At 67.6% G+C, this 20841-nt stretch carries 21 protein-coding genes; 11 read left to right on the top strand and 10 right to left on the bottom strand.

Translation table 11 applies throughout. The annotated features are described in order from the left end of the window. The first annotated feature begins 14 nt into the window (after positions 1–14). The 6 genes from BLQ03_RS04700 (at position 15) to BLQ03_RS04675 (ending at position 6616) form a co-directional block, all read left to right on the top strand. Positions 15–1217 carry a M24 family metallopeptidase gene (locus BLQ03_RS04700; protein ID WP_090753464.1) on the top strand — a complete coding sequence of 401 codons (1203 nt, stop codon included), beginning with the start codon at positions 15–17 and terminating at the stop codon, positions 1215–1217. Between the two features lie 127 nt (positions 1218–1344). Next, on the top strand, positions 1345–2952 hold the full coding sequence (locus BLQ03_RS04695; RefSeq protein WP_090753462.1) for an ABC transporter substrate-binding protein: 1608 nt from the start codon (positions 1345–1347) through the stop codon (positions 2950–2952). Positions 2953–3021: 69 nt separating this feature from the next. Continuing rightward, positions 3022–4029 carry an ABC transporter permease subunit gene (locus BLQ03_RS04690; RefSeq protein WP_090753461.1) on the top strand — a complete coding sequence of 336 codons (1008 nt, stop codon included), beginning with the start codon at positions 3022–3024 and terminating at the stop codon, positions 4027–4029. Next, the gene (locus tag BLQ03_RS04685) at positions 4026–4928 is read left to right on the top strand and encodes an ABC transporter permease subunit (RefSeq protein WP_090753459.1); all 903 of its coding nucleotides are present in this window, start codon (positions 4026–4028) and stop codon (positions 4926–4928) included. Before BLQ03_RS04690 ends, BLQ03_RS04685 begins: the two co-directional genes overlap by 4 nt. 3 nt (positions 4929–4931) lie before the next feature. Continuing rightward, a complete protein-coding gene (locus BLQ03_RS04680; RefSeq protein ID WP_090753458.1) occupies positions 4932–5771 on the top strand; it encodes an ABC transporter ATP-binding protein in 840 nt (279 codons plus the stop codon). Beyond that, positions 5768–6616: an ATP-binding cassette domain-containing protein gene (locus BLQ03_RS04675; RefSeq protein ID WP_090753456.1), complete on the top strand. Its 849-nt coding sequence runs from the start codon at positions 5768–5770 to the stop codon at positions 6614–6616. The genes BLQ03_RS04680 and BLQ03_RS04675 overlap by 4 nt, the downstream gene beginning before the upstream one ends. 45 nt (positions 6617–6661) lie before the next feature. Here the strand turns inward: BLQ03_RS04675 and BLQ03_RS04670 are convergent, their stop codons facing one another. Next, positions 6662–7606 (bottom strand): manganese catalase family protein, encoded by a 945-nt coding sequence (locus BLQ03_RS04670; RefSeq protein ID WP_090753454.1) that lies wholly within the window; start codon positions 7604–7606, stop codon positions 6662–6664. A 413-nt stretch (positions 7607–8019) separates the two neighbouring features. Between BLQ03_RS04670 and cphA the strand changes: the two genes are divergently transcribed. The 4 genes from cphA (at position 8020) to BLQ03_RS04650 (ending at position 13613) form a co-directional block, all read left to right on the top strand. Next, positions 8020–10917 carry a cyanophycin synthetase gene (gene cphA, locus BLQ03_RS04665; RefSeq protein ID WP_090753694.1) on the top strand — a complete coding sequence of 966 codons (2898 nt, stop codon included), beginning with the start codon at positions 8020–8022 and terminating at the stop codon, positions 10915–10917. Then, complete coding sequence (locus BLQ03_RS04660; protein WP_090753452.1) at positions 10914–11717, top strand: cyanophycinase; 804 nt, start codon at positions 10914–10916, stop codon at positions 11715–11717. The genes cphA and BLQ03_RS04660 overlap by 4 nt, the downstream gene beginning before the upstream one ends. A 109-nt stretch (positions 11718–11826) precedes the next feature. After that, entirely contained in the window at positions 11827–12705 is an 879-nt protein-coding gene (locus BLQ03_RS04655; protein ID WP_090753693.1) for an isoaspartyl peptidase/L-asparaginase family protein, read from the top strand. 110 nt (positions 12706–12815) lie between these two features. Next, positions 12816–13613: a calcium-binding protein gene (locus tag BLQ03_RS04650; RefSeq protein WP_090753450.1), complete on the top strand. Its 798-nt coding sequence runs from the start codon at positions 12816–12818 to the stop codon at positions 13611–13613. Between the two features lie 33 nt (positions 13614–13646). Here the strand turns inward: BLQ03_RS04650 and BLQ03_RS04645 are convergent, their stop codons facing one another. The 9 genes from BLQ03_RS04645 to yajC are packed head-to-tail and all read right to left on the bottom strand — an operon-like array spanning position 13647 to position 19813. Then, the gene (locus tag BLQ03_RS04645) at positions 13647–14192 is read right to left on the bottom strand and encodes a DsbE family thiol:disulfide interchange protein (RefSeq protein WP_090753448.1); all 546 of its coding nucleotides are present in this window, start codon (positions 14190–14192) and stop codon (positions 13647–13649) included. Beyond that, on the bottom strand, positions 14185–14331 hold the full coding sequence (ccmD, locus tag BLQ03_RS04640) for a heme exporter protein CcmD (protein WP_090753446.1): 147 nt from the start codon (positions 14329–14331) through the stop codon (positions 14185–14187). Before ccmD ends, BLQ03_RS04645 begins: the two co-directional genes overlap by 8 nt. Next, entirely contained in the window at positions 14328–15053 is a 726-nt protein-coding gene (gene ccmC / locus BLQ03_RS04635; protein ID WP_090753444.1) for a heme ABC transporter permease CcmC, read from the bottom strand. The genes ccmD and ccmC overlap by 4 nt, the downstream gene beginning before the upstream one ends. A gap of 42 nt (positions 15054–15095) precedes the next feature. Then, positions 15096–15752, bottom strand: coding sequence for a heme exporter protein CcmB (gene ccmB / locus BLQ03_RS04630; protein WP_090753440.1), 657 nt, complete (start codon positions 15750–15752; stop codon positions 15096–15098). A gap of 40 nt (positions 15753–15792) precedes the next feature. After that, positions 15793–16428, bottom strand: a complete 636-nt coding sequence (gene ccmA / locus BLQ03_RS04625) for a heme ABC exporter ATP-binding protein CcmA (RefSeq protein ID WP_090753438.1) — start codon at positions 16426–16428, stop codon at positions 15793–15795. An 8-nt stretch (positions 16429–16436) separates the two neighbouring features. After that, positions 16437–16790, bottom strand: coding sequence for an Mth938-like domain-containing protein (locus tag BLQ03_RS04620; protein WP_090753436.1), 354 nt, complete (start codon positions 16788–16790; stop codon positions 16437–16439). Beyond that, positions 16790–17785: a protein translocase subunit SecF gene (secF, locus tag BLQ03_RS04615; RefSeq protein ID WP_090753434.1), complete on the bottom strand. Its 996-nt coding sequence runs from the start codon at positions 17783–17785 to the stop codon at positions 16790–16792. The genes BLQ03_RS04620 and secF overlap by 1 nt, the downstream gene beginning before the upstream one ends. A 12-nt stretch (positions 17786–17797) precedes the next feature. Next, the gene (secD, locus tag BLQ03_RS04610) at positions 17798–19462 is read right to left on the bottom strand and encodes a protein translocase subunit SecD (protein ID WP_090753432.1); all 1665 of its coding nucleotides are present in this window, start codon (positions 19460–19462) and stop codon (positions 17798–17800) included. Positions 19463–19477: 15 nt separating this feature from the next. Continuing rightward, a complete protein-coding gene (gene yajC / locus BLQ03_RS04605; RefSeq protein WP_090753430.1) occupies positions 19478–19813 on the bottom strand; it encodes a preprotein translocase subunit YajC in 336 nt (111 codons plus the stop codon). Positions 19814–20020: 207 nt separating this feature from the next. On the opposite strand from yajC, the gene mazG reads away from it, so the two are divergent. Continuing rightward, positions 20021–20818 (top strand): nucleoside triphosphate pyrophosphohydrolase, encoded by a 798-nt coding sequence (gene mazG / locus BLQ03_RS04600; RefSeq protein ID WP_090753427.1) that lies wholly within the window; start codon positions 20021–20023, stop codon positions 20816–20818. Positions 20819–20841 lie beyond the last annotated feature (23 nt).

Genomic DNA, 20841 nt, shown 5'->3' with positions numbered 1-20841 from the left:
ACTGCGGGCCTGCAATGACTGTTCATACCGACTTCGATCAAGCGCTGCGTGGCTTTCAGCCTGTCTCTGCCCCTGCAATCACGGACGCCGAGTTCGCGGCGCGGCGGGCCGCCCTTCAGCAGTCCATGCGCCGCGAAGGCGTGGGCGCGGTCTGGCTGGATGCCTCGACCTCGCTGGTCTACTTCCTGGGCCATGCCTTGGGCCGGTCCGAGCGCATCCATGGGGCCCTGATCTTTGCCGAAGGCGAGCCGCTGCACCTCAGCCCGACCTTCGAGGAGCCCAAGCTGCGCAGCCTTCTGCGCCAGCCCGGCGAGATCGCCTGCTGGGAAGAGGACGAAGACCCCCATGCGCTGATCGCCGCGGCCGTCCGCGCCCGCTGCGGCGAGAGTGCGACGCTTGCGCTGGACGACACCACGCCTTGGCTCTTCGCGGCCCCAATCTCTGCGGCGATGGAGGGGCGAGTGATCCCGGCCAAGGGGCTGATCTCGGCCCTGCGGCAGATCAAGTCGCCCGCCGAGATCGCCATCATGCAGGCCGCCATGACCGCAAGTTGGCAGGTCCAGCGCGCCGTCTGGCAGGGCCTGCGCACAGGCGTCTCGACCACCGAGGTTTGCGCCTTCATCGACGCGGCCCATCGCGCACAGGGGCTTTCGCCCCTGTTTGCGGCGGTGCAGTTCGGCGAGGCCACGGCCTACCCCCATGGCGTTCCCTATCCGCAGCAGCTTCAGCCCGGCGACATGCTGCTGGTGGACATGGGCGCGCGGCTGCACGGCTATCCGTCCGACATCACCCGTACCTATGTCTTCGGCACCCCTACCCCCCGCCAGCGCGAGCTTTGGGAACATGAGCGCGCCGCCCATGCCGCCGCCTTCGCCGCCGCCCGGATCGGCGCGCCCTGCGAATCGGTGGATCAGGCAGCGCGGGATCACCTGACCCAGGCGGGCTTCGGGCCGGGCTATGCGGTGCCCGGCCTGCCGCATCGCACAGGACACGGGCTTGGTCTCGACATCCACGAGGACCCCTTCATCGTGAAGGGCAACCGGACCCCTCTCGCTCCCGGCATGTGCTTCTCGATCGAGCCGATGCTGTGCCTTTACGGCGAATGCGGCATCCGGCTTGAGGACATCGTCTTCATGGCCGAGGACGGACCCCGCTGGTTCTGCCCGCCGGCCCATGATATCGAGCGGCCTTTCGGTCCTGACGCGAACGTGGCCTGACGTTACGAACGCCTCACTGCACAGTGGAATATCTGCCGCGACTTCCTCTATAGAACGGAACAGCCTCCGGCGCGCAGGGCGTGATCGGGGAAGAACGACTCTCAACAGTGAGTGAAAGGACCCTTCGATGACGCTTCTCTCCCGCGGGCTGATCGCCGCGTCGGCGATCGCCCTGTCGGCCGCCGCGACGCCGGTCATGGCCAAGACCTTCATCTACTGTTCCGAAGCCTCGCCCGAAGGGTTCGATCCTGCCCCCTACACCGCGGGCAGCACCTTCGACGCCTCGGCGCATCCGGTCTACAACCGCCTGACCGAGTTCAAGAAGGGCACCACCGAGGTCGAGCCGGGCCTCGCGGAGAGATGGGAAGTGTCCGAGGACGGCACCGTCTACACCTTCAAGCTGCGTCCGGGCGTCAAGTGGCACTCAAACGACAAGTTCACCCCCACTCGGGACATGAACGCCGATGACGTTGTCTTCTCGTTCGAGCGTCAGGCGGATGCCAACCACCCGTGGAACCAGTACATCCCGGGGCTGAGCTATGAATATTACAACTCGATGGACATGCCCAAGCTGGTGAAGTCCGTCGAGAAGGTCGATGACCTGACCGTCAAGGTCACGCTGAACCAGCCCGAGGCGCCCTTCCTCGCCAACGTGGCCATGCCCTTCATGTCGATCCTGTCCAAGGAATACGCCGACGCGCTGGAAGCGGCGGGCACCAAGGAAGACCTGAACAACGCGCCCATCGGCACGGGCCCCTTCAAGTTCGTGGCCTACCAGAAGGACGCGGTGATCCGCTTCCAGAAGAACCCCGACTACTGGGGCACCGCGCCGCTGATCGACGACCTGGTCTTCGCGATCACTCCGGACGCCGCCGTGCGCCTGCAGAAGCTGAAGGCGGGCGAATGCCACCTGATGCCCTACCCTGCTCCGGCCGACATCGAGGCGATCAAGGCCGACCCGAACCTCAAGCTGGACGAGCAGGCCGGCCTGAACGTGGGCTATCTCGCCTACAACACCACCGTCGCGCCCTTCGACAACCCGAAGGTCCGCAAGGCGCTGAACATGGCCATCAACAAGCAGGCCATCGTGGACGCGGTGTTCCAGGGCGCGGCCGAGCCGGCGAAGAACCCCATCCCGCCGACCATGTGGTCCTACAACGACGCGATCCAAGACGACCCCTACGATCCGGAAGCTGCCAAGGCCGCTCTGGCCGAAGCGGGCGTCGAGAACCTGCAGATGGAAATCTGGGCGATGCCCGTGCAGCGGCCCTACATGCCGAACGCGCGCCGCACGGCCGAGCTGATGCAGGAAGACCTGTCCAAGGCCGGCGTGCAGGCCAGCATCGTCTCCTACGAATGGGGCGAGTACCTGTCCAAGTCGATGGACCCGGGCCGCGCAGGCGCGGTCATCCTGGGCTGGACTGGCGACAACGGCGACCCGGACAACTTTCTGTCGGTCCTGCTCAGCTGCGCCTCGGCCACCGAGGGTGGGGCGAACCGCGCCTTCTGGTGCAACGAGGAGTTCTCGAACCTGCTGCAGCAGGCGAAAGTGACCTCGGACCCGGCCGAGCGGACCAAGCTTTATGAGCAGGCGCAGGTGATCTTCAAGGAACAGGCGCCCTGGTTCACCATCGCGCATTCCACGCAGTACGTGCCGATGCGCCAGAACGTCACCGGCTTCGTCATGAGCCCGCTTGGCGACTACACCTTCGAGACCGTGGACATCACGGAATAATCCGGGCTTCCCGGGTACCAACCGGATGCGCGGGGCCTGATCCCCGCGCATCCCACAGGAAAGAGGCGAATGATCCGTTTCATCCTCTCACGACTGCTCTACCTCGTCCCGACCTTCATAGGCATCACCATCATCGCCTTCAGTTTCCCGCGTTTCCTTGCGGGCGATCCGGTGCTGCTGATGGCGGGCGAGCGTGGCGTCACCCCGGAAAGGCACGCCGAACTCAGCGCGCAACTGGGTTACGACAAGCCGCTGGTGCTTCAGTATTTCGACTTCCTCGGCCGGCTGCTGCATGGTGACATGGGCACCTCGCTGGTCACGAAGAAGCCGGTGCTGGCCGAGTTCCTGTCGCTGTTCCCGGCGACGGTCGAGCTTGGCCTGGTCGCCATCTTCATCGCCGTCCTGCTGGGCGTGCCCATCGGCGTCATCGCCGCAATCAAGCGCGGAAGCTGGTTCGACCAGCTGTCGATGACCGGGGCGCTGGTCGGCTTCTCGATGCCGATCTTCTGGTGGGGCCTGCTGCTCATCATCTTCTTCTCGGGCTATCTCGGCTGGACGCCTGTGTCGGGGCGCATCTCGCTGATGTATTTCTTCCCGAACGTCACCGGATTCATGCTGATCGACAGCCTGATCTCGGGCCAGGACGGGGCCTTCGCCTCGGCGGTGCAGCACCTGATCCTGCCCTCGATTGTGCTGGCGACGATCCCGCTGGCCGTGATCGCGCGCCAGACCCGGTCGGCCATGCTCGAGGTCATGTCCGAGGATTACGTCCGGACCGCCCGCGCCAAGGGGATGCCCCGCCGTCGCGTGATCGGCGTCCACGCGCTGCGGAACGCCCTGATCCCGGTCGTGACCACCATCGGCCTGCAGATCGGCGTGCTACTGGCCGGCGCGATCCTGACCGAGACGATCTTTTCCTGGCCCGGCATCGGCAAGTGGATGATCGATTCCATCTCGCGCCGCGACTACCCCGCCGTGCAATCCGGCCTGCTGCTGATCGCGGGCGTGGTGATGGTCGTGAACCTGCTGGTCGATCTCACCTATGGCCTCATCAACCCGAGGATCCGCCACAGATGAGCGACGTATCCGTCAAGCTTTCGGACGCCGCCATCCGTCGGCGTCAACTCAGCGAGTTCTGGTTCTACTTCAGCCGCAACAAGGGCGCGGTGGTTGGCCTTGCGATCTTCCTGCTGATGGTCTTCACGGCGATCTTTGCCGACTGGCTCGCGCCCCATAACCCGACGCTGCAGTATCGCGACGCGCTGCTGCTGCCCCCGGCCTGGCTGGATGGCGGCCGCGCCGATTTCCTGCTGGGCACCGACCCCGTCGGGCGCGACATCCTGTCGAGGCTGATCAAGGGCTCGCAATATTCGCTGTTCATCGGCATCGTGGTCGTTTCGATTGCGCTGCTGGGGGGCGTCATCATCGGCCTGGTGGCCGGCTTCTTCGGCGGCTGGCTGGATGCGCTGATCATGCGCATCATGGACGTGATCCTGGCCTTTCCCTCGCTGCTGCTGGCGCTGGTGCTGGTGGCGGTCCTCGGCCCAGGCCTGACCAACGCGATGATCGCCATCGCCATCGTCTACCAGCCGCATTTCGCGCGCCTGACCCGCGCCGCGGTAATGGCCGAGAAGCAGCGCGAATATGTCAGCGCGGCCCGCGTGGCCGGTGCCGGCAACCTGCGGCTGATGTTCCTGACGATCCTGCCCAACTGCGTGGCCCCCCTCATCGTGCAGGCGACGCTGTCCTTCTCGTCGGCCGTGCTGGACGCCGCCGCGCTTGGCTTCCTCGGCATGGGCGCGCAGCCGCCAGCGCCCGAATGGGGCACCATGCTGGCCGAGGCGCGCGAATTCATCTCGCGTGCCTGGTGGGTCGCCACCTTCCCCGGCCTTGCGATCCTGATCGCGGTGCTGGCGATCAATCTGATGGGCGACGGGCTTCGCGACGCGCTCGATCCGAAACTCAAGCGGAGCTGACGCATGGCGATCCTGAACATCCGCAACCTGACCGTCCGCTTCGCCACCGCCACCGGCAGCTTCACCGCGGTCGATGGCGTGGACATCCGCGTGGACCGGGGCGAGGTGCTGGCCATCGTGGGCGAGTCCGGCTCGGGCAAGTCGGTGTCGATGCTGGCGGTCATGGGCCTCCTGCCCGACACCGCCACCGTTACCGCCGACGAGATGACCTATGACGGCCGCGACCTGCTGGCGATGACTGCCGCCGAGCGCCGCCGCCTGATCGGGCGCGAGATCACCATGATCTTCCAGGAGCCCATCGCCTCCCTGAACCCGGCCTTCACCGTCGGCTTCCAGATCGAAGAGGTGCTGCGCCTGAACCTCGGGCTCGGCCGCCGCGAGGCCCGCGCCCGCGCGCTGGAACTGTTCCGCGCCGTCGGCATCCCCTCGCCCGAGGAGAAGCTGAAGTCCTATCCGCACCAGCTTTCGGGCGGGCAGTGCCAGCGGGTGATGATCGCCATCGCCATCGCGTCCAAGCCCCGCCTGCTGATCGCGGACGAGCCCACGACCGCGCTGGACGTGACAATCCAGAAGCAGATCCTCGACCTGCTGATGGACCTGCAGGAGGATTATGGCATGGCGCTGATCCTCATCACCCATGACATGGGCGTGGTGGCCGAAACCGCCGACCGCGTTGTCGTACAATACAAGGGCCGGAAGATGGAGGACGCCGACGTGCTGTCGATCTTCGAATCCCCGCAGAACCCCTATACCAAGGCGCTGCTCTCCGCCCTGCCGGAAAACGCGACCGGCGACCGGCTTCCGACCGTGTCCGACTTCTTCGCGGCCGAGGCCGCCCGATGAGCGCCGTCGTGCTGGAAGGCCGCAGGCTCGTGCAGGACTACCATGTTCCCGGCGGGCTGTTCGGCGGCGCAAAGACCGTCCGGGCATTGAAGGGCATCGACTTCAAGGTCGAGAAGGGCAAGACCCTCGTCATTGTGGGCGAATCCGGCTCTGGCAAGTCGACGCTGGCGCGGATCATCGCCCTGATCGACGCACCCTCGGATGGCGAACTGCTGATAGACGGGCAGCGCGTGGACATCTCGAAGACCCGTCCGGGGCCCGCCATGCGGTCCAAGGTCCAGATGGTGTTCCAGAACCCCTATGGCAGCCTCAACCCGCGCCAGAAGATCGGCAACGTTCTGATGGAGCCGCTGGTCATCAACACCGACGTGCCCGCCGACGAGCGCCGCGCGCGGGCCGAGGCGATGCTGGTCAAGGTCGGCCTGGGGCCGGAGCACTTCAACCGCTATCCGCACATGTTCTCGGGCGGGCAGCGGCAGCGGATCGCCATCGCGCGGGCGCTGATGCTGAACCCCTCGCTGCTGGTGCTGGACGAACCCGTCTCGGCGCTGGACCTGTCGGTGCAGGCGCAGGTGCTGAACCTGCTGGCTGATCTGCAGGACGAATTCGGACTGACCTATGTCTTCGTCAGCCACGACCTGTCGGTCGTGCGCTATATCGCCGATGACGTCATGGTGATCAGCGAGGGCGTGGCGGTGGAACAGGGCACCCGCGAGGAAGTCTTCGCGGACCCGAAGCACCCCTATACGCGCCAGCTTTTCGCCGCGACCCCGATCACGGATGTCGAGGCGATCCGCGCCCGCGTGGCCCGGCGCAAGGCCGCGAAAGCTGCCAAGGCGGCCTGAGGGACAGGGAACCGGTGGCCGACCGATGCCGGCCACCGGGTTGCCTTACAGCGAGCCTGCGCCCTGCATGGCCGCCTTGGTCAGCTTCTCGGCGATCTCGAACATTTCCTCGGGCGCATAATCCGGGGTAAAGGCCGAGGGCACGCCCACCAGCTGGTGGATCTTGCCGCCTTCCGGCATCCCCTCGATCACTTCCAGCGGGCCGGGCGGATCGGTCGGCAGCGCCTCACCGCTCCAGACCCCCGCCAAGGCCTGGTAGTCGCCCGGCGAGAAGGTGTAGATGCGGCGGTGCGACCCCGCCTGCAGATACTTGCGCGCCTCGGGCACCTTGTCGGTCGGGATGTTCGGCGTCGGCAGCATCTGGTGGATGTCCACGCCCGTCAGGCGCTTCAACGCCAAGCCGTAGGCATGGGCATGCACCCCGCCCCGCACCAGTAGGTAGCCGCAGATCTCGCGCCCGGTCACGTTGTCCTGAGTCAGCGATTCATAGACCCGAAGCTTGTGCAGACGCGCGCCGCATTCCAGGTGGAAGTTGTGCAGCAGATCCATGATCACGTTGCCGGTCGTTGTGACCATGTCCACGTTCCAGGACATCGAGTTCGAGTTGACCGGAACGGACCCGCCCGCATGGCTGTAGAAGGATGCGGCCGAACGGATGTCCTTCATCATCTCGAACGGGGCATTCGAGATGTCGCCCCCGTCGCCCTCGTCCGCGCCCGGCACATCGGGCCCGTTGTTCAGCATGGCGACGCCGTTCGAGACCAGTTCGACGTGTCCCAGTTCCTCGGCAGTGATCGCCGCAACCAGTTCATAGAACGGCCGCAGCTTGTTCTTCGAGCGGAAGTTGAAGCTCTGGAACAGGTAGTTGCCCAGGGTGGACATCTCGCCGTACTTGCCGCCCAGCAGTTCCTGGAGTGCGGCACCGGCGTTCGGATCCTGCCGCGCGGGCGCGGGCAGTTCGACCTGCAACTTGTCGACGCGAAGAAACATCTGTCGAATCCTTTGTGTGGCGGGTGCGAGGGGAGACCGACGAACGTCATCCTCGCGCCTCAACGCACATCGGCCGGAAAAGGGCCCGACTAAAAAAAGTTGGTTTGCCCTTGCGTGCGACCATTAGAACGCCATTCGCGCAAGTCAGGACGAAACCTACTGCTCGCGGAACAAGGGTGCTCTATCCGGCGGAATGTCTCATGCGGTCCTGTTGACCAGTGGGAATCAAGCCGGTTGATCGACCAGCCTCTCCGGTTGGCCAAGCAGAATTCCTGCTTACATTCTTTAAGCTTACATGATGTTCCGCACCCGGAACCGAGGAACCCTGTCCGAGATTGATCCGGCAGGTATTACTCACCGCAACTTCCGGTTGCTTATGGTCCCTGCCTGCAGGCCATACAATGGAGAACATCATGTGTTCAGTTTCCGCCACTCCCATGCAGGTTCGCGGGACCGGACTTTATCGTGGACCCCATCTCTACAGTGCCACGCCGATGGTGCGGATCGAACTGGACCTGGGCGCGCTGGAAGACTGGCCCACGAACCGGCTGCAGGGCTTCACTGACCGGCTGATGCAGGCACTTCCGGGCCTTCACGAACATGGCTGCTGCTTCGGCGAGCCGGGCGGCTTCCTGCGCCGGCTGCGCGATGGCACCTGGCTGGGCCATGTGGCCGAGCATGTCGCGCTGGAACTGCAATCGCAGTCAGGAACGACCGTCACGCGCGGCAAGACTCGCTCGGTCCGGGGGCAGCGCGGCGTCTACAACGTCATGTTCGCCTATGACTACGAGGAAGCGGGCCGCATGGCCGGGCGCTTCGCACTGGAAATCGTGGACGGACTGCTGCCTGCGAACCTATGCGGCATCACCGGCCTGTCGCGGCTAGACGACACTCCCGCCCCGCGCAGCGCCGACGGCACCGTGGATGTCGAGGCCGCGATCCGGGACCTTTCCCGGCTGATCGGCCGCGTGGGCTTCGGCCCCACCACCCGCGCGCTGGTGGACGAGGCACGGCGCCGTGACATCCCGGTGATGCGGCTTGACGCCAACAGCTTCGTCCAGCTTGGGTTCAGTGCCGCGCAGAAGCGCATTCGCGCCAGCGTGACAGGCGAAAGCTCCTCGCTGGCTGTCGAGGCTGCCTCGGACAAGAGCCTGACCAAGGCGCTTCTGGACGACGCAGGCGTGCCGGTGCCGCAGGGCGCCGTTGTGCGCTCGGTTTCCGAGGCGCTGGCGGCGGCAGGGGACCTCGGCTGGCCCGTGGTGGTGAAGCCGCTTGACGGCAACCACGGGCGGGGCGTGACGCTGGACATCGACAGCGCCGAGAAGCTGGAGGCCGCCTTCGAGGAAGCCCGCAGCCACAGCCGCCGTGTCATCGTCGAACAGCAGTTCCGCGGCCGCGATTACCGCGTGCTGGTCGTCGGCGCCGAGGTCTGCGCCGTGGCCGAGCGCGTGCCCGCCCATGTGACCGGCGACGGCAGCCTGAGCATCGCGGAACTGGTCGAGGCCGAGAACCGCGACCCGCGCCGGGGCGAGGGCCATGAGAAGGTGATGACGAAGATCGTCATCGACGATCATGTGCGGGCGCGGCTGGAGCTTGCCGGGCTGACTCCGGACAGCGTTCCGCAGGAGGGCCAGCAGGTCTTCCTGCGTGGCACCGCGAACCTTTCCACCGGCGGCACTGCCATCGACCGCACGATTGAGATCCATCCTGAGAACGCCTGGCTGGCCGCCCGTGCCGCGCAGGTGATCGGGCTCGACGTGGCCGGGATCGACATGACCCTGCCCGACATCACCCGCTCGGCCCGCGAGACCGGCGGCGGCGTCATCGAGGTGAACGCGAGCCCCGGCTTCCGCATGCACCTGGAGCCCTCCGAGGGCCAACCCCGCAACGTGGCCCGCCCGGTGATCGACCGACTGTTCCCGGAGGGCGGCAATGGCCGCATCCCGGTCCTGGCCGTCACCGGCACCAACGGGAAATCGACCACCGTTCGGATGCTGGCACATATCTATCGCTCGCTCGGCAAGACCGTCGGCTTCACGACCACGTCCGGTATCCAGATGGGCGACCACCTGATCGCCGAGGTGGACGCCTCCGGCCCGCAGAGCGCGCGCAAGGTGCTGCGCGACCCGACCGTCGAGGTGGCAGTGCTGGAAACCGCCCGTGGCGGGATGCTGCGCGAAGGGCTCGGTTTCGACTGGTGCGACGTGGGCGCCGTCCTGAACGTGCAAGAGGACCACCTCGGCCTGAAGGGCATCGACAGCATCGAGGACCTGGCCCGCGTCAAGTCCATCGTGACCGAGTCCGTCCACCGTTCAGGCGCAAGCATCCTGAACGCCGACGATCCGCTGACCGTCGCCATGCGCCGCCACGCGGGCGGGCGGATCGTCTTCTTCTCGCTCAAGGGCGGGGAGGAGATGCCGGGCTTCCTGCGCGAGCATGTGGCCCAAGGCGGCATGGCGGTCGTGCGCGAGGGCGGGATGCTGATCCTGCACCGGCACGGCGCAACCCGCCGCCTGATGCGGGTGGAGGAGATCCCGGCCACGCTGGACGGCCTGGCCGAGTTCAACGTCCAGAACGCCATGGCCGCTGCCGCCATGGCCATCGCCCAAGGGGTGGACCCCGAGGCGGTCGCGCGCGCTTTGTCCAGCTTCACCAGCTCTTACGAGCAATCGCCGGGGCGGCTGAACATCCATGACGCGCACGGCGTCCGCGTGATCCTCGACTACGCCCACAACCCGGCGGGGCTGGCGGCGCTTGGCAGGGTCGTGGCGGGGCTGAGGGCACGCCATCCCCGCGCCATCGGCATGGTCAGCATCCCCGGCGACCGGCGCGACGAGGACATGCACCTGATGGGCCGCATCGCGGCCGGCCTGTTCGACGAGATCGTCTTCCGCGAGGACCCGGCCCGGCGCGGCCGCGGCCAGGGCGAGATCGTGGGCCTTCTGGCCGAGGGCGCTCGGGCCGCAGGCTTCCCGGCCGAGCGGATGCATTGCGTGCTGGACGAGGAAGAGGCGGCCAACACCTGCCTGAGGCTCGCCCGTCCCGGCGATCTGGTGGTGCTGACCCCGACCGAGGTCGAGCAGATGTGGCGGCAGGTGCTTGACTGGCAGCCGGAACCCAGGCGCCCCAAGGTCGAGCCGGTGCTGCGCCTGCCGACGCTTGACGGGGAGGTCGAGCTGATCGCCCCTGCGGGCACCGACCCCGATCTGCTCCGGCCCCGGATTGGCGCGGGCTGGGCCCTTCCCCCCTTTCCCGAACCCGAGGGGGCCGAGCTCGGGGCCGACGGTCTGCTGCGCAAGGTTCAACCGTGACGGCGGGCGCACTGATCGTCATCGGCGGGCATGAGCGCAAGGACGAGGACAGCGTCATCCTGAGGGAAGTCGCGCGGCGCGTGCGCGGGGGCCGTCTGGTTCTCGCCACCGTGGCCTCGTCTGAGCCCGAGGGCTATTACGAGGCCTATCGGCCCGCCTTCGAGAAGCTGGGCGTCACCGAACTGGTCGAACTTTACGTCGAGAACCGCGAAGAAGCCCATGACAGCGCCAAGCTGGCGTTGCTGGACGGCGCCGCGGGGATCTATTTCACCGGGGGCGACCAGCTGCGGATCACCAGCCAGATCGGCGACACGCCGCTGGAACGGCGCATCTACGAGCTGCACCGTCAGGGCGCCGTGATCGCGGGCACCTCGGCAGGCGCCTCGGTCATGAGCGACACGATGCTTGTGCGGGGGGCGGGTGCAGAATCCCATCGTGTGGGCGACCTGCGGATGGCCGCGGGGCTGGGGCTGATCAAGGACGTGGTCATCGACCAGCATTTCGCGGAACGCGGCCGGATCGGGCGCCTGCTCGGCGCGGTCTCCCAGAACCCGCGCACGCTGGGGATCGGCATCGACGAGGACACCGCCATCGTGGTCGAGGGCGACGGCTTCCGCGTGATCGGCAGCGGCGGGGTGACCATCGTGGACGGGCATCGCATCACCCACTCGAACATCGCCGATGCCGAGCCCGACCGGGTGCTGTCGCTTTTCGACGTGACGCTGCATGTCCTCGGCGCAGGCGACCGCTTCGACATCGCCGGGCGCCGTCCGCAGGCCTTTTCGGAAGACGACCCGTAACCGCGGGATGACGCGCTCTCTGGACTGGTCCGTCGTGTCCGGGACCGGTGCCTCGCAGGATCACCTCCCGCGCCGGTCCGAACAGGAAAACATCCATCAGGAGTATCCCATGTGGGCGATCATTCTGCACGGCGGCGCCAAGCAGATCGAGCCGGAGGAAGCCGAGGCCAACCGCTCGGGCTGCCTGCGGGCGCTTGCCGCCGGGCAGGCAGTTCTGGAACGTGGGGGCTCGGCCGTTGAGGCGGCCGAGGCCGCCCTGCGGGTGCTCGAGGATGACCCGACCTTCAACTGCGGCTATGGCAGCGTTCCGAACCGCGCGGGCGAGGTCGAGATGTGCGCGGCCTTGATGGAGGGGCAGTCCTTCAACGTCGGCGCTGCGGGGGTCATTCAAGGCGTCCGCAATCCCGTCAGCGTGGCCCGCGCCATGCTGGAAGAGGAAACCATTCTGATCGCGGGACCGGGCGCGCGGGACTTCGCCGCAGAAAAGAGGCTGGAGCTTTGCGACCCCGCCACCCTCAAGGGGGCGGGCGGCCAGAAGCGCGACAAGGCCAAAGCCCACGACACCGTCGGCTGCGTTGCGCTGGACCGGAACGGGCTGCTGGTCGCGGCGACTTCGACGGGCGGGCTTGAGGGCACTCCGGTCGGGCGCATGGGCGACTCGGCAATGCCGGGCTGCGGCTATTATGCCGACAACGGTGTCGGCGCGGTGGCCTTCTCGGGCGATGGCGAACATATCGCGCGCAAGATGCTGGCGGCACGGGTCATGCACGCGCTCGGGCAGATGGAGCCGGACGCCGCGCTGGAGCTGGCCGTACGCCACGTGGCCGACATCGGCGGCGAGGCCGGGGGCATCGCCCTGACCCCCGACGGCCGCTTCGGCTGGATGCACAACAGCCGCGAATTCGCGGTTGCCTATGCCAGCAGCGAACGCCCCGAGCCGCGGGTCTTCCTGAGCAAGGCGGAAGAACGGGTTCAGGGCGGCGCCTGACGGGCGGTTTCCCGCCGGATCGCCGATGATCCCGGGTTTGTCATGCGGGCGCCACACGGGTCTGCGCCTACCCTTTCTGACCTACACCGGGTCAGACAAGGAGACGCGACATGGCGACCATCAATGGCAACGACGACGACAACAGTCTTGTCGGCACACCCCTGGGTGACCTCATCCGCGGGCGCGGGGGCGACGACCGTCTCTGGGGGCGGGCCGGCAACGATACCCTTGTCGGTGGCGATGGCGATGACCGCCTCTGGGGCGAGGCCGGGGATGACCGGATCATCGGCGACGACGGCAATGACAGCCTGTGGGGCGGCGCAGGCAACGACCTGATCACCGACGATGACGGCAACGACTTCATCGATGGCGGTGAGGGCAACAACCGCATCAACGCCGATGATGGCAATGACACAATCCGCGCGGGCAGCGGCTCGGATTCGATCAACGCAGGCGAAGGGAACGACAACGTCATCTCCGGTGCGGGCGGCGACCGGGTCTTCGGCGGCGAGGGGAACGACACGCTGAAAGCGGGCGCCGGCAACGACATCGTCATCGGCGGCGAAGGCAACGACCTGATCCTCGGCGGGGCAGGCAATGACGACCTGGCGGCGGGCGAAGGCAACGACACTCTGGATGGCGGCCCGGGCAATGCCCTGCTGCGCGGGGCTGAGGGCGATGACCGCTTGGTCTTCAACGGCGGGCAGGACACGATCCGCACCTTCAACGACAGCAGCGACGACGACCAGATCGACCTGCGCAGCTTCGCAGGCCTCGACACCTTCGCCGACGTGCGCGAGCACCTGACCCAATCGGGCGGTCATGTCTTCTTCAACGATGGCACGGCCTCGCTGAAGATCGAGTGGACCTCGCTCTCCAGCCTGGGCGTGGACGACTTCATCTGGTGATCCGGGCTCAGGGCGGCGACAGCCGCCCTGCCCTCACCGCTCGGCGGCCAGTGCCTTGTCCAGCTCGGGACGGAAGCGGTTGGTGTAATCCTCGCGGATCAGCGGACCCGCGTGACGGTGAAGGATGTTGCCCTCTCCGTCCAGGATGAAGGTCTCGGGCGGGGCGGTCACGCCCCATTCGATCGCCGTGCGGCCCTGCGGGTCGGTCGCCAGCGCGGCGAAGGGATCGCCATGCTCGGCCAGGAAGCGCAGCGCGGCAGGCTCGGGGTCCTTGAGGTCGATGCCGACCACGTTGATCCCCTCGGCCGTCAGGGCTTCCAGCGTCGGATGCTCGGCCCGGCAGGGCGGGCACCAGCTGGCCCAGAAGTTGACCAGCGTCACCTCTCCACCGCGCAGGTCGGCGTCGGTCAGCTGCCGCTTGCCGGGCAGCGTCGTTGCTGGCACCGCGGGCGCCTGCCGCCCCACCAGGGCCGAGGGCAGCGCGGTCGGGTCCTCGCGCCCCATGCCCCACAGGAACATGGCGGCCAGCCCCGCGAAGGCCAGAGGCGGAATGGCGACAAGGGGAGAGATCCTAGCCACGGCGTTCCACCTTCTCCAGCGCGCGCCGGGCGCGCGAGGCAGCAACCATCGTCTGGGCGATCAGCCCGACGATCAGGACGCCCGAGATGGTCCAGGCCGCAAGGACCGGAGCCGCGTGGCGGCCGAGTTCGGCGATCATGCGCGCATCTCCCTTGCCAGCAGGGCCGCGGTGCGGCGGCGGCGGATCTCGGTCCGGGTGCGGATCAGCAGCAGCGTCACGAACAGCAGGAAGAACCCCAGCATGCAGGTATACAGCGGATAGCTGTAGACCGAGCTGATCCGGTCCCCCGGCGCGACGCTGATGGTCGATCCCTGGTGCAGCCCCTGGTTCCAGAAATGCGCCGCATAGCGCGACAGGAAGGCGAAGACGGAACCCACAAGGCACATGACCCCGGTCAGGTCGGCCGCGTTGTCCGGGTTCTCGATCGCGGACCACAGGGCCATGTAGCCCAGATAGAACAGCAACAGGATCAGGAACGAGGTCAGGCGCGGGTCCCATTCCCACCAGGTCCCCCAGGTCGGCTGGCCCCAGACGGCGCCCGTGACCAGCGCCATGACCGTCATCACCGCGCCGATAGGGGCCGCCGCGCGGGCGGCCAGCGCGCTGACATGATGGCGGCGGATCAGCCAGATCAGCGAGGTCACCAGCATCATGACCCAGATGTTGATCGCCATCATCGCCGAAGGCACGTGCAGGAACATGATCTTGACGGTCGCGCCCTGCTTGTAGTCCTCGGGCACCGTCCAGCCCCAGATCAGGCCCACCGGCAGGCAGATCGCCGTGGCGCCTATCAGCCACGGCAGAACCGCGCCCGAGGTGCGCATGAACTTGACGGGGTTGGCGTATTCCCAGATCGACATGCTGCTTCCTCTAGCCGGGCGGGAGGACCGCGTGAAGCCCCCTCACCGCAGGTTGACCCTCAGCGCGCCGGCGGCCGCAAAGGGGATTGCGGCCAGCGTAGCAAGGGTGATCCCGGCCAGAAGCACCAAGGGCGTCGTCCCGTCGCCCCCTGCGGCCCCGCGTCGCACCGCCTCGGCCCCGAAGATCAGGGTGGGCACGTAAAGCGGCAGGACCAGCAGCGACATCAGCAGCCCGCCCCGCCGCAGGCCCACCGTCAGGGCCGCCCCGAAGGCGCCCAGCATCGACAGCGCGGGCGTCCCCAGCAGCAGCGCCGCGACCAGCCAGCCCTGCGCGCCCGAGGGCAGGTGCAGCAGGATGCCGAAGACGGGCGCGGCCACCACCAGCGGCAGGCCGGTGGTGATCCAGTGGGCCGCCGCCTTGACCAGCACCGCGCCCTCCATCGGCACGGGGGCGGTAGCCAGCAGGTCGAGGCTGCCGTCCTCCCAGTCCAGCGCGAAGATGCGGTCCAGCGACAGCAGGCAAGCCAGCAGCGCGCCGACCCAAAGGATGCCGGGCGCGATCAGGGCCAGCGTCCCGCCCTCGGGACCGACGCCGAAGGGCACCAGCGTGCAGACGATCAGGAAGAAGGCGAGGCCCAGCCCGAAGCCGCCCCCTGCCCGCGTGGCAAGCCTCAGGTCGCGGATCAGCAGCGCGAGCATGGGCGTTCCTGTCCGGGCAGTTCCACGCTGGGGAGGTTTCTCATCCGAAGGCCTCGTCGAAGCTCGCAGGCGCACGCGAGGGGGCCGTGGCGGTTGCCCGATGCGCGCCGAGGTCCAGCACCCGCGCCTCGGGCAGGCCAAGGTCGATGTGCGTGGCGATCAGCGCCGCTCCCTGCGCCGCCAGATGGGCGCGCACCGCATCCGCAAACAGCGCGACCGAACCCGCGTCCAGCGACACCGTTGGCTCGTCCAGCACCCAGACCGGGCGGCCGGTGACCAGAAGGCGCGCAAGCCCCAAGCGGCGTTTCTGCCCCGCCGACAGCATCGCGGCGGGCCGTCCGGCCAGTTGGGTCAGGTTCATGGCCTCAAGCGCGGGCTCCACGGGCGGTCCGCCAAAGACATCGCGCCAGAAGCGCAGGTTCTCGGCCACGCTCAGCGCGCCCTTCAACCCGTCCGCATGGGCGGCATAGGCGATGGCGTCGGGATCTGCCTCAATCCGGCCCCCGGCCGGGGGCTGGAGCCCCGCCACCGTCCGCAGCAGGGTCGTCTTGCCGATGCCGTTGGGTCCGCGCAGGATCAGCGCCTCGCCCGCCGACAGGGTGAAGCCGACGCCCTCGACCGCGCGCCGGCCGCCGCGCGACACGGCGAGGTCATGCGCCTGGACGAGCACGCCCATGCCGGACCTCAGACGGGAAGCAGGGCGCAGGCGACCCGCCGCCCCTCGGACAGCGTGATGTTGTAGCTGCGCGCGGCGCTGGGGGTGGACATAGGCTCGACCATCAGCCCGGCGTCTTCCAGCAGGGCCACCAGCGCGGCAGGCGGATGGGCGATGTCGGCGCCCATGCCCAGGAACAGCACGTCGATCCTGCCCCCAAGCGCCACCAGGGGCGCCGCATCCTCAAGCCCCGACCAGGTCCGGACGCCGTCGGCGGTGACGATCAGGGCGCCGCGATGGACCTGCCCTTCCACGCGGAAGAAGCCCCGCCCGTAGCCGTCCACCGGAACGCCCCCGGGATAGTCGCTTTCGCGCATGGCCATCAGGGCGTGTCCTGAAAGGGCGTGCCCGACAGTTCGTCCCGCTCGGCCCGGGCGCTCTTCTCGGGCTTGCCCCAGTCGCGGCGTACGCCCAGCCACAGCACGACGCTTTTCGCAAGGTACACGGTCGAATAGGCGCCGATGAACACGCCCAGGAACATCGCGAAGACGAAGCCACGGATCACGTCCCCGCCCCAGATCAGCAGCGCGCCCAGGGCCAAGGCCGTGGTCATGGCGGTCATCACCGTGCGCGACAGCGTCTCGTTCACCGTCAGGTTCATGACGTCGATCAGCGGCATGGTCTTGAACTTGATGAGGTTCTCGCGCAGCCGGTCGAAGACGACCACCGTGTCGTTGACCGAATAGCCCAAGATCGTCAGCAGCGCGGCGATGGTGGTCAGGTCGAAGCGCAACTGGAACAGCGAGAAGATGCCGACGGTCACCAGCACGTCATGGACCAGCGCCGTCACCGCGCCCACCGCGAACTGCCATTCAAAGCGCAGCCAGATGTAGAACAGGATGCCGATGGTCGCCGCGCCCACCGCGTAGACGGCGGTCCTGATCAGCTCGTCCGAGACCTTGGGGCCGACGGATTCCACGGCCGCGAAGGTGACGCCGGGATCGACCTCGCGCAGCGCGGCCTCGATCCGGTTCAGTTCCTCGGGCGTGACCGAGCCGGTCTCGTTCGTGGTGCCGATGCGGATCTGCGCCACATGGCGGTCGGGGCCGAAGGAGGGGTCGAAGACCTCGGTGATGGACACGTCGCCCAGGTCCAGCCCGGCCAGCGCGTCGCGGTACTCGGACACCGAGAACTCGGTCGGGCTTTCCGAGCGGATGGTCGTGCCGCCCTTGAAGTCAATGCCGAAGTTCAGCCCCATGGTCAGGACGATGATGACCGATGCCACCATCGCGAGACCGGAGATGCCGGTCGTCAGCCACTGCCAGCGGAAGAAGTCGATCTTCGTGTTGTCGGGGACGAGTTTCAGACGGAATGCCATGAAGGTTTCCCCTTAGAGGACCAGGGCCGCGGGACGGCGGCGTTCCAGCCAGAACACGATCATCAGCCGCGTCAGGTAGATCGCGGTGAAGACCGAGGTGACGATGCCGATGACCAGCGTCACGGCGAAGCCCTTTACCGGGCCCGAGCCTAGGAAGAACATCACCAGCGCGGCGATGAAGGTGGTGACGTTGGCGTCGATGATGGCGCTCATCGCCTCGTTGAAGCCGTCGTCGATGGCCTTGACCACCTTCTTTCCGGCCCGCAGTTCCTCGCGGATGCGTTCGTAGATGATGACGTTGGCATCGACCGCGGTGCCGACCGTCAGCACGATCCCCGCGATGCCCGGCAGCGTCAGCGTGGCTCCCATCGCCCCCATGATCGCGAGGATCAGGATGACGTTGACGATGACGGCGACCGAGGCGAAGACGCCGAACAGCCCGTAGCTGGCCACGATGTAGCCGACGACCAGGACGGTCCCGATGCTCGCGGCCTTGGTGCCCGCGTCGATCGAATCCTGCCCCAGTTCCGGCCCGATGGTCCGTTCTTCAAGGAAGGTCATTTCCGCGGGCAGCGCGCCCGCGCGCAGCAGAACGGCTAGCTGGGTCGACTCGTCCACCGTCATGGCGCCCGAGATCTGGCCCGAGCCGGTGGTGATCGCCTGTCGGATCACGGGGGCCGAGATCACCTGGTTGTCCAGCACGATGGCGAAGGGCTGGCCGATGTTGGCCGAGGTATAGGCGCCGAAGCGGCGCGCGCCCTGCGGGCCGAAGCGGAAGTCCACGGCCGGCTGGCCGTTCTGGTCGAAGCTGGGCCGGGCGTCGGTCAGGTCCTCGCCGGTGACCACGGGCGCCTCGGCAAGCGTATAGTACACGCCCGGCTCGTCCATCGACGGCACGACGATGTTGCCCAGGCCCGCCTGCACGTTCGGGTCGGTGCCGCGCCCGACCACCGGGTTGAAGGTCAGCTTGGCGGTGGTGCCGATCAGTTCCTTCAGTTCCTCGGCCGAACCGATGCCGGGCACCTGGATCAGGATGCGGTCCTTGCCCTGGCGCTGGATCGTGGGCTCGCGGGTGCCGACCTCGTCCACCCGGCGGCGCACGATTTCCAGCGATTGCTGGATGGTGCGGTCGTCTGTCGCGGCGCGCTCGGCCTGGGACAGCTGCACGATCATGGTCGCGCCCTGTGCCGTGATGTCGAGGCTGGAGGCACCCGCCCCGGACAGCGACACGACCGGCGCGGCAAGACCGCGGGCGATTTCCACTGCGCGCGCCATCTGGTCGGGATTGCCGATCTCGACATGCAGCTGGTCGGGCGGGCCAGGCACGCGGCGAACCGCGCCCAGCACGTCGCGCTTGGCCGCCAAGGCGTCGCGCAGTTCCGGCCAGAGGCCGGTCATGCGCGAAGCATAGACTTCCTCGACATTGACCTCGCCCAGAAGATGGGCGCCGCCGCGCAGATCCAGTCCCAGGTTGACCAGCGAAGACGGCAGCCAGTCCGGCCACAGGGACCGGGCGGCAGCCTGCTCGGGCGTCTCGAACCCGGCCCGCTCGGCCGCGGTGATCGCGTCGTTATGCGTTTCCACCCGCTGATAGAACAGGTTCGGCATCGCATAAAGCAGCCCCACCAGGACGATGCCGAGGATGAGGACGCGTTTCCAGGTCGGGATCTGCAGCATGGTGGCTCTGCTGCTTCAGCTGTTCGCGGCGACGGGCGCGGCGCGGTTGACCACCTGCGCGATGGTGGCGCGGACGACGCGGATGCGGACGCCTTGGGCGATCTCCACCTCGATCTCCTCGTCGCGGACGCCGACGACCTTGCCGATGATGCCGCCCTGGGTGATGACGTTGTCGCCCTTCTTCAGGGCCGCGATCATCTCGCGGTGCAGGCGCATCTTCTTCTGCTGGGGCCGCATGATCAGGAAATACATGATCAGGAAGACCAGGATCAGGGGGACGAACTGGGCGAACGCGGCGGCTCCGCCAGCGGCAGGAGCCGCGGCCTGGGCGTAGGCAGGGGTGACGAACATGGGCGATCCTTGTCGCAGGGTCAGGGAACGCCAGGACCAGGGCCCCGGCGGCGGATTGGCGCGGAACCTAGTCGGAGCCAGGGCCCTTGTCCAGAAACAGCCGCCGTCCCCCGGGCGTGGTCAGGTCACGAACGCGGGGGCCAGAGGTGGACTCTGCCCCGCCGCTCGTGTCTTCGTGAGGCCCTGCCCTTCCAAGGAACGCCGCCCATGTCCGACGCAACCGCCGAAACCCGCCGCCTGATCGACATCATGGCCGCGCTGCGCGACCCGCAGACCGGCTGCCCCTGGGACATCGAGCAGGACTTCGCCTCGATCGCGCCCTACACCATCGAGGAAGCGCACGAGGTCGCCGACGCCATCACCCGCGAGGCCTGGGACGAGCTGCCCGGAGAACTGGGCGACCTGCTGCTGCAGGTAGTCTTCCACGCGCAGATGGCGACGGAAAAGGGCATGTTCGACTTTGCCGACGTGGCGCGGGCGATTTCCGACAAGCTGATCGCGCGTCACCCCCATATCTTCGGCGACGAATCCCGCGACAAGTCGGCCGAGCAGCAGGTCCGCGACTGGGAGGCGATCAAGGCCAGGGAACGTGCCGCCAAGGCCGAACGTGGGACGCTGGACGGCGTGGCGCTGGGGCTGCCCGCGCTGACCCGCGCGATCAAGTTGCAGAACCGCGCGGCGCGGGTAGGCTTTGACTGGCCCGCGACCGAGCAGGTCCTGGACAAGATCCGCGAGGAAACGGCCGAACTGGTTGCCGCCAAGAGCAGCGCCGACCCCGCGCATCTGGCCGAGGAGTTCGGCGACCTGTTGTTCGTGATGGCGAACCTCGCCCGACACCTGAATATCGACCCCGAGGAAGCCCTGCGCGGCGCCAACGCCAAGTTCACCCGCCGCTTCCAGTCAATCGAGGCCGCCCTCGCCGTTCAGGGTCGGCGCCCCGAGGAGTCGACGCTGGAGGAAATGGACGCGCTGTGGGACGCGGCCAAGGTGGCCGAGAAGGCTTGAGGCAGCGCCCTTCTCGGTGTGCA

The organism is Paracoccus chinensis, from assembly GCF_900102885.1.
GTDB classification, from domain to species: Bacteria; Pseudomonadota; Alphaproteobacteria; order Rhodobacterales; family Rhodobacteraceae; genus Paracoccus; species Paracoccus chinensis.
Note: the sequence above shows the minus strand (reverse complement) of the source record. Positions and strands in the feature narration are given on the sequence as shown.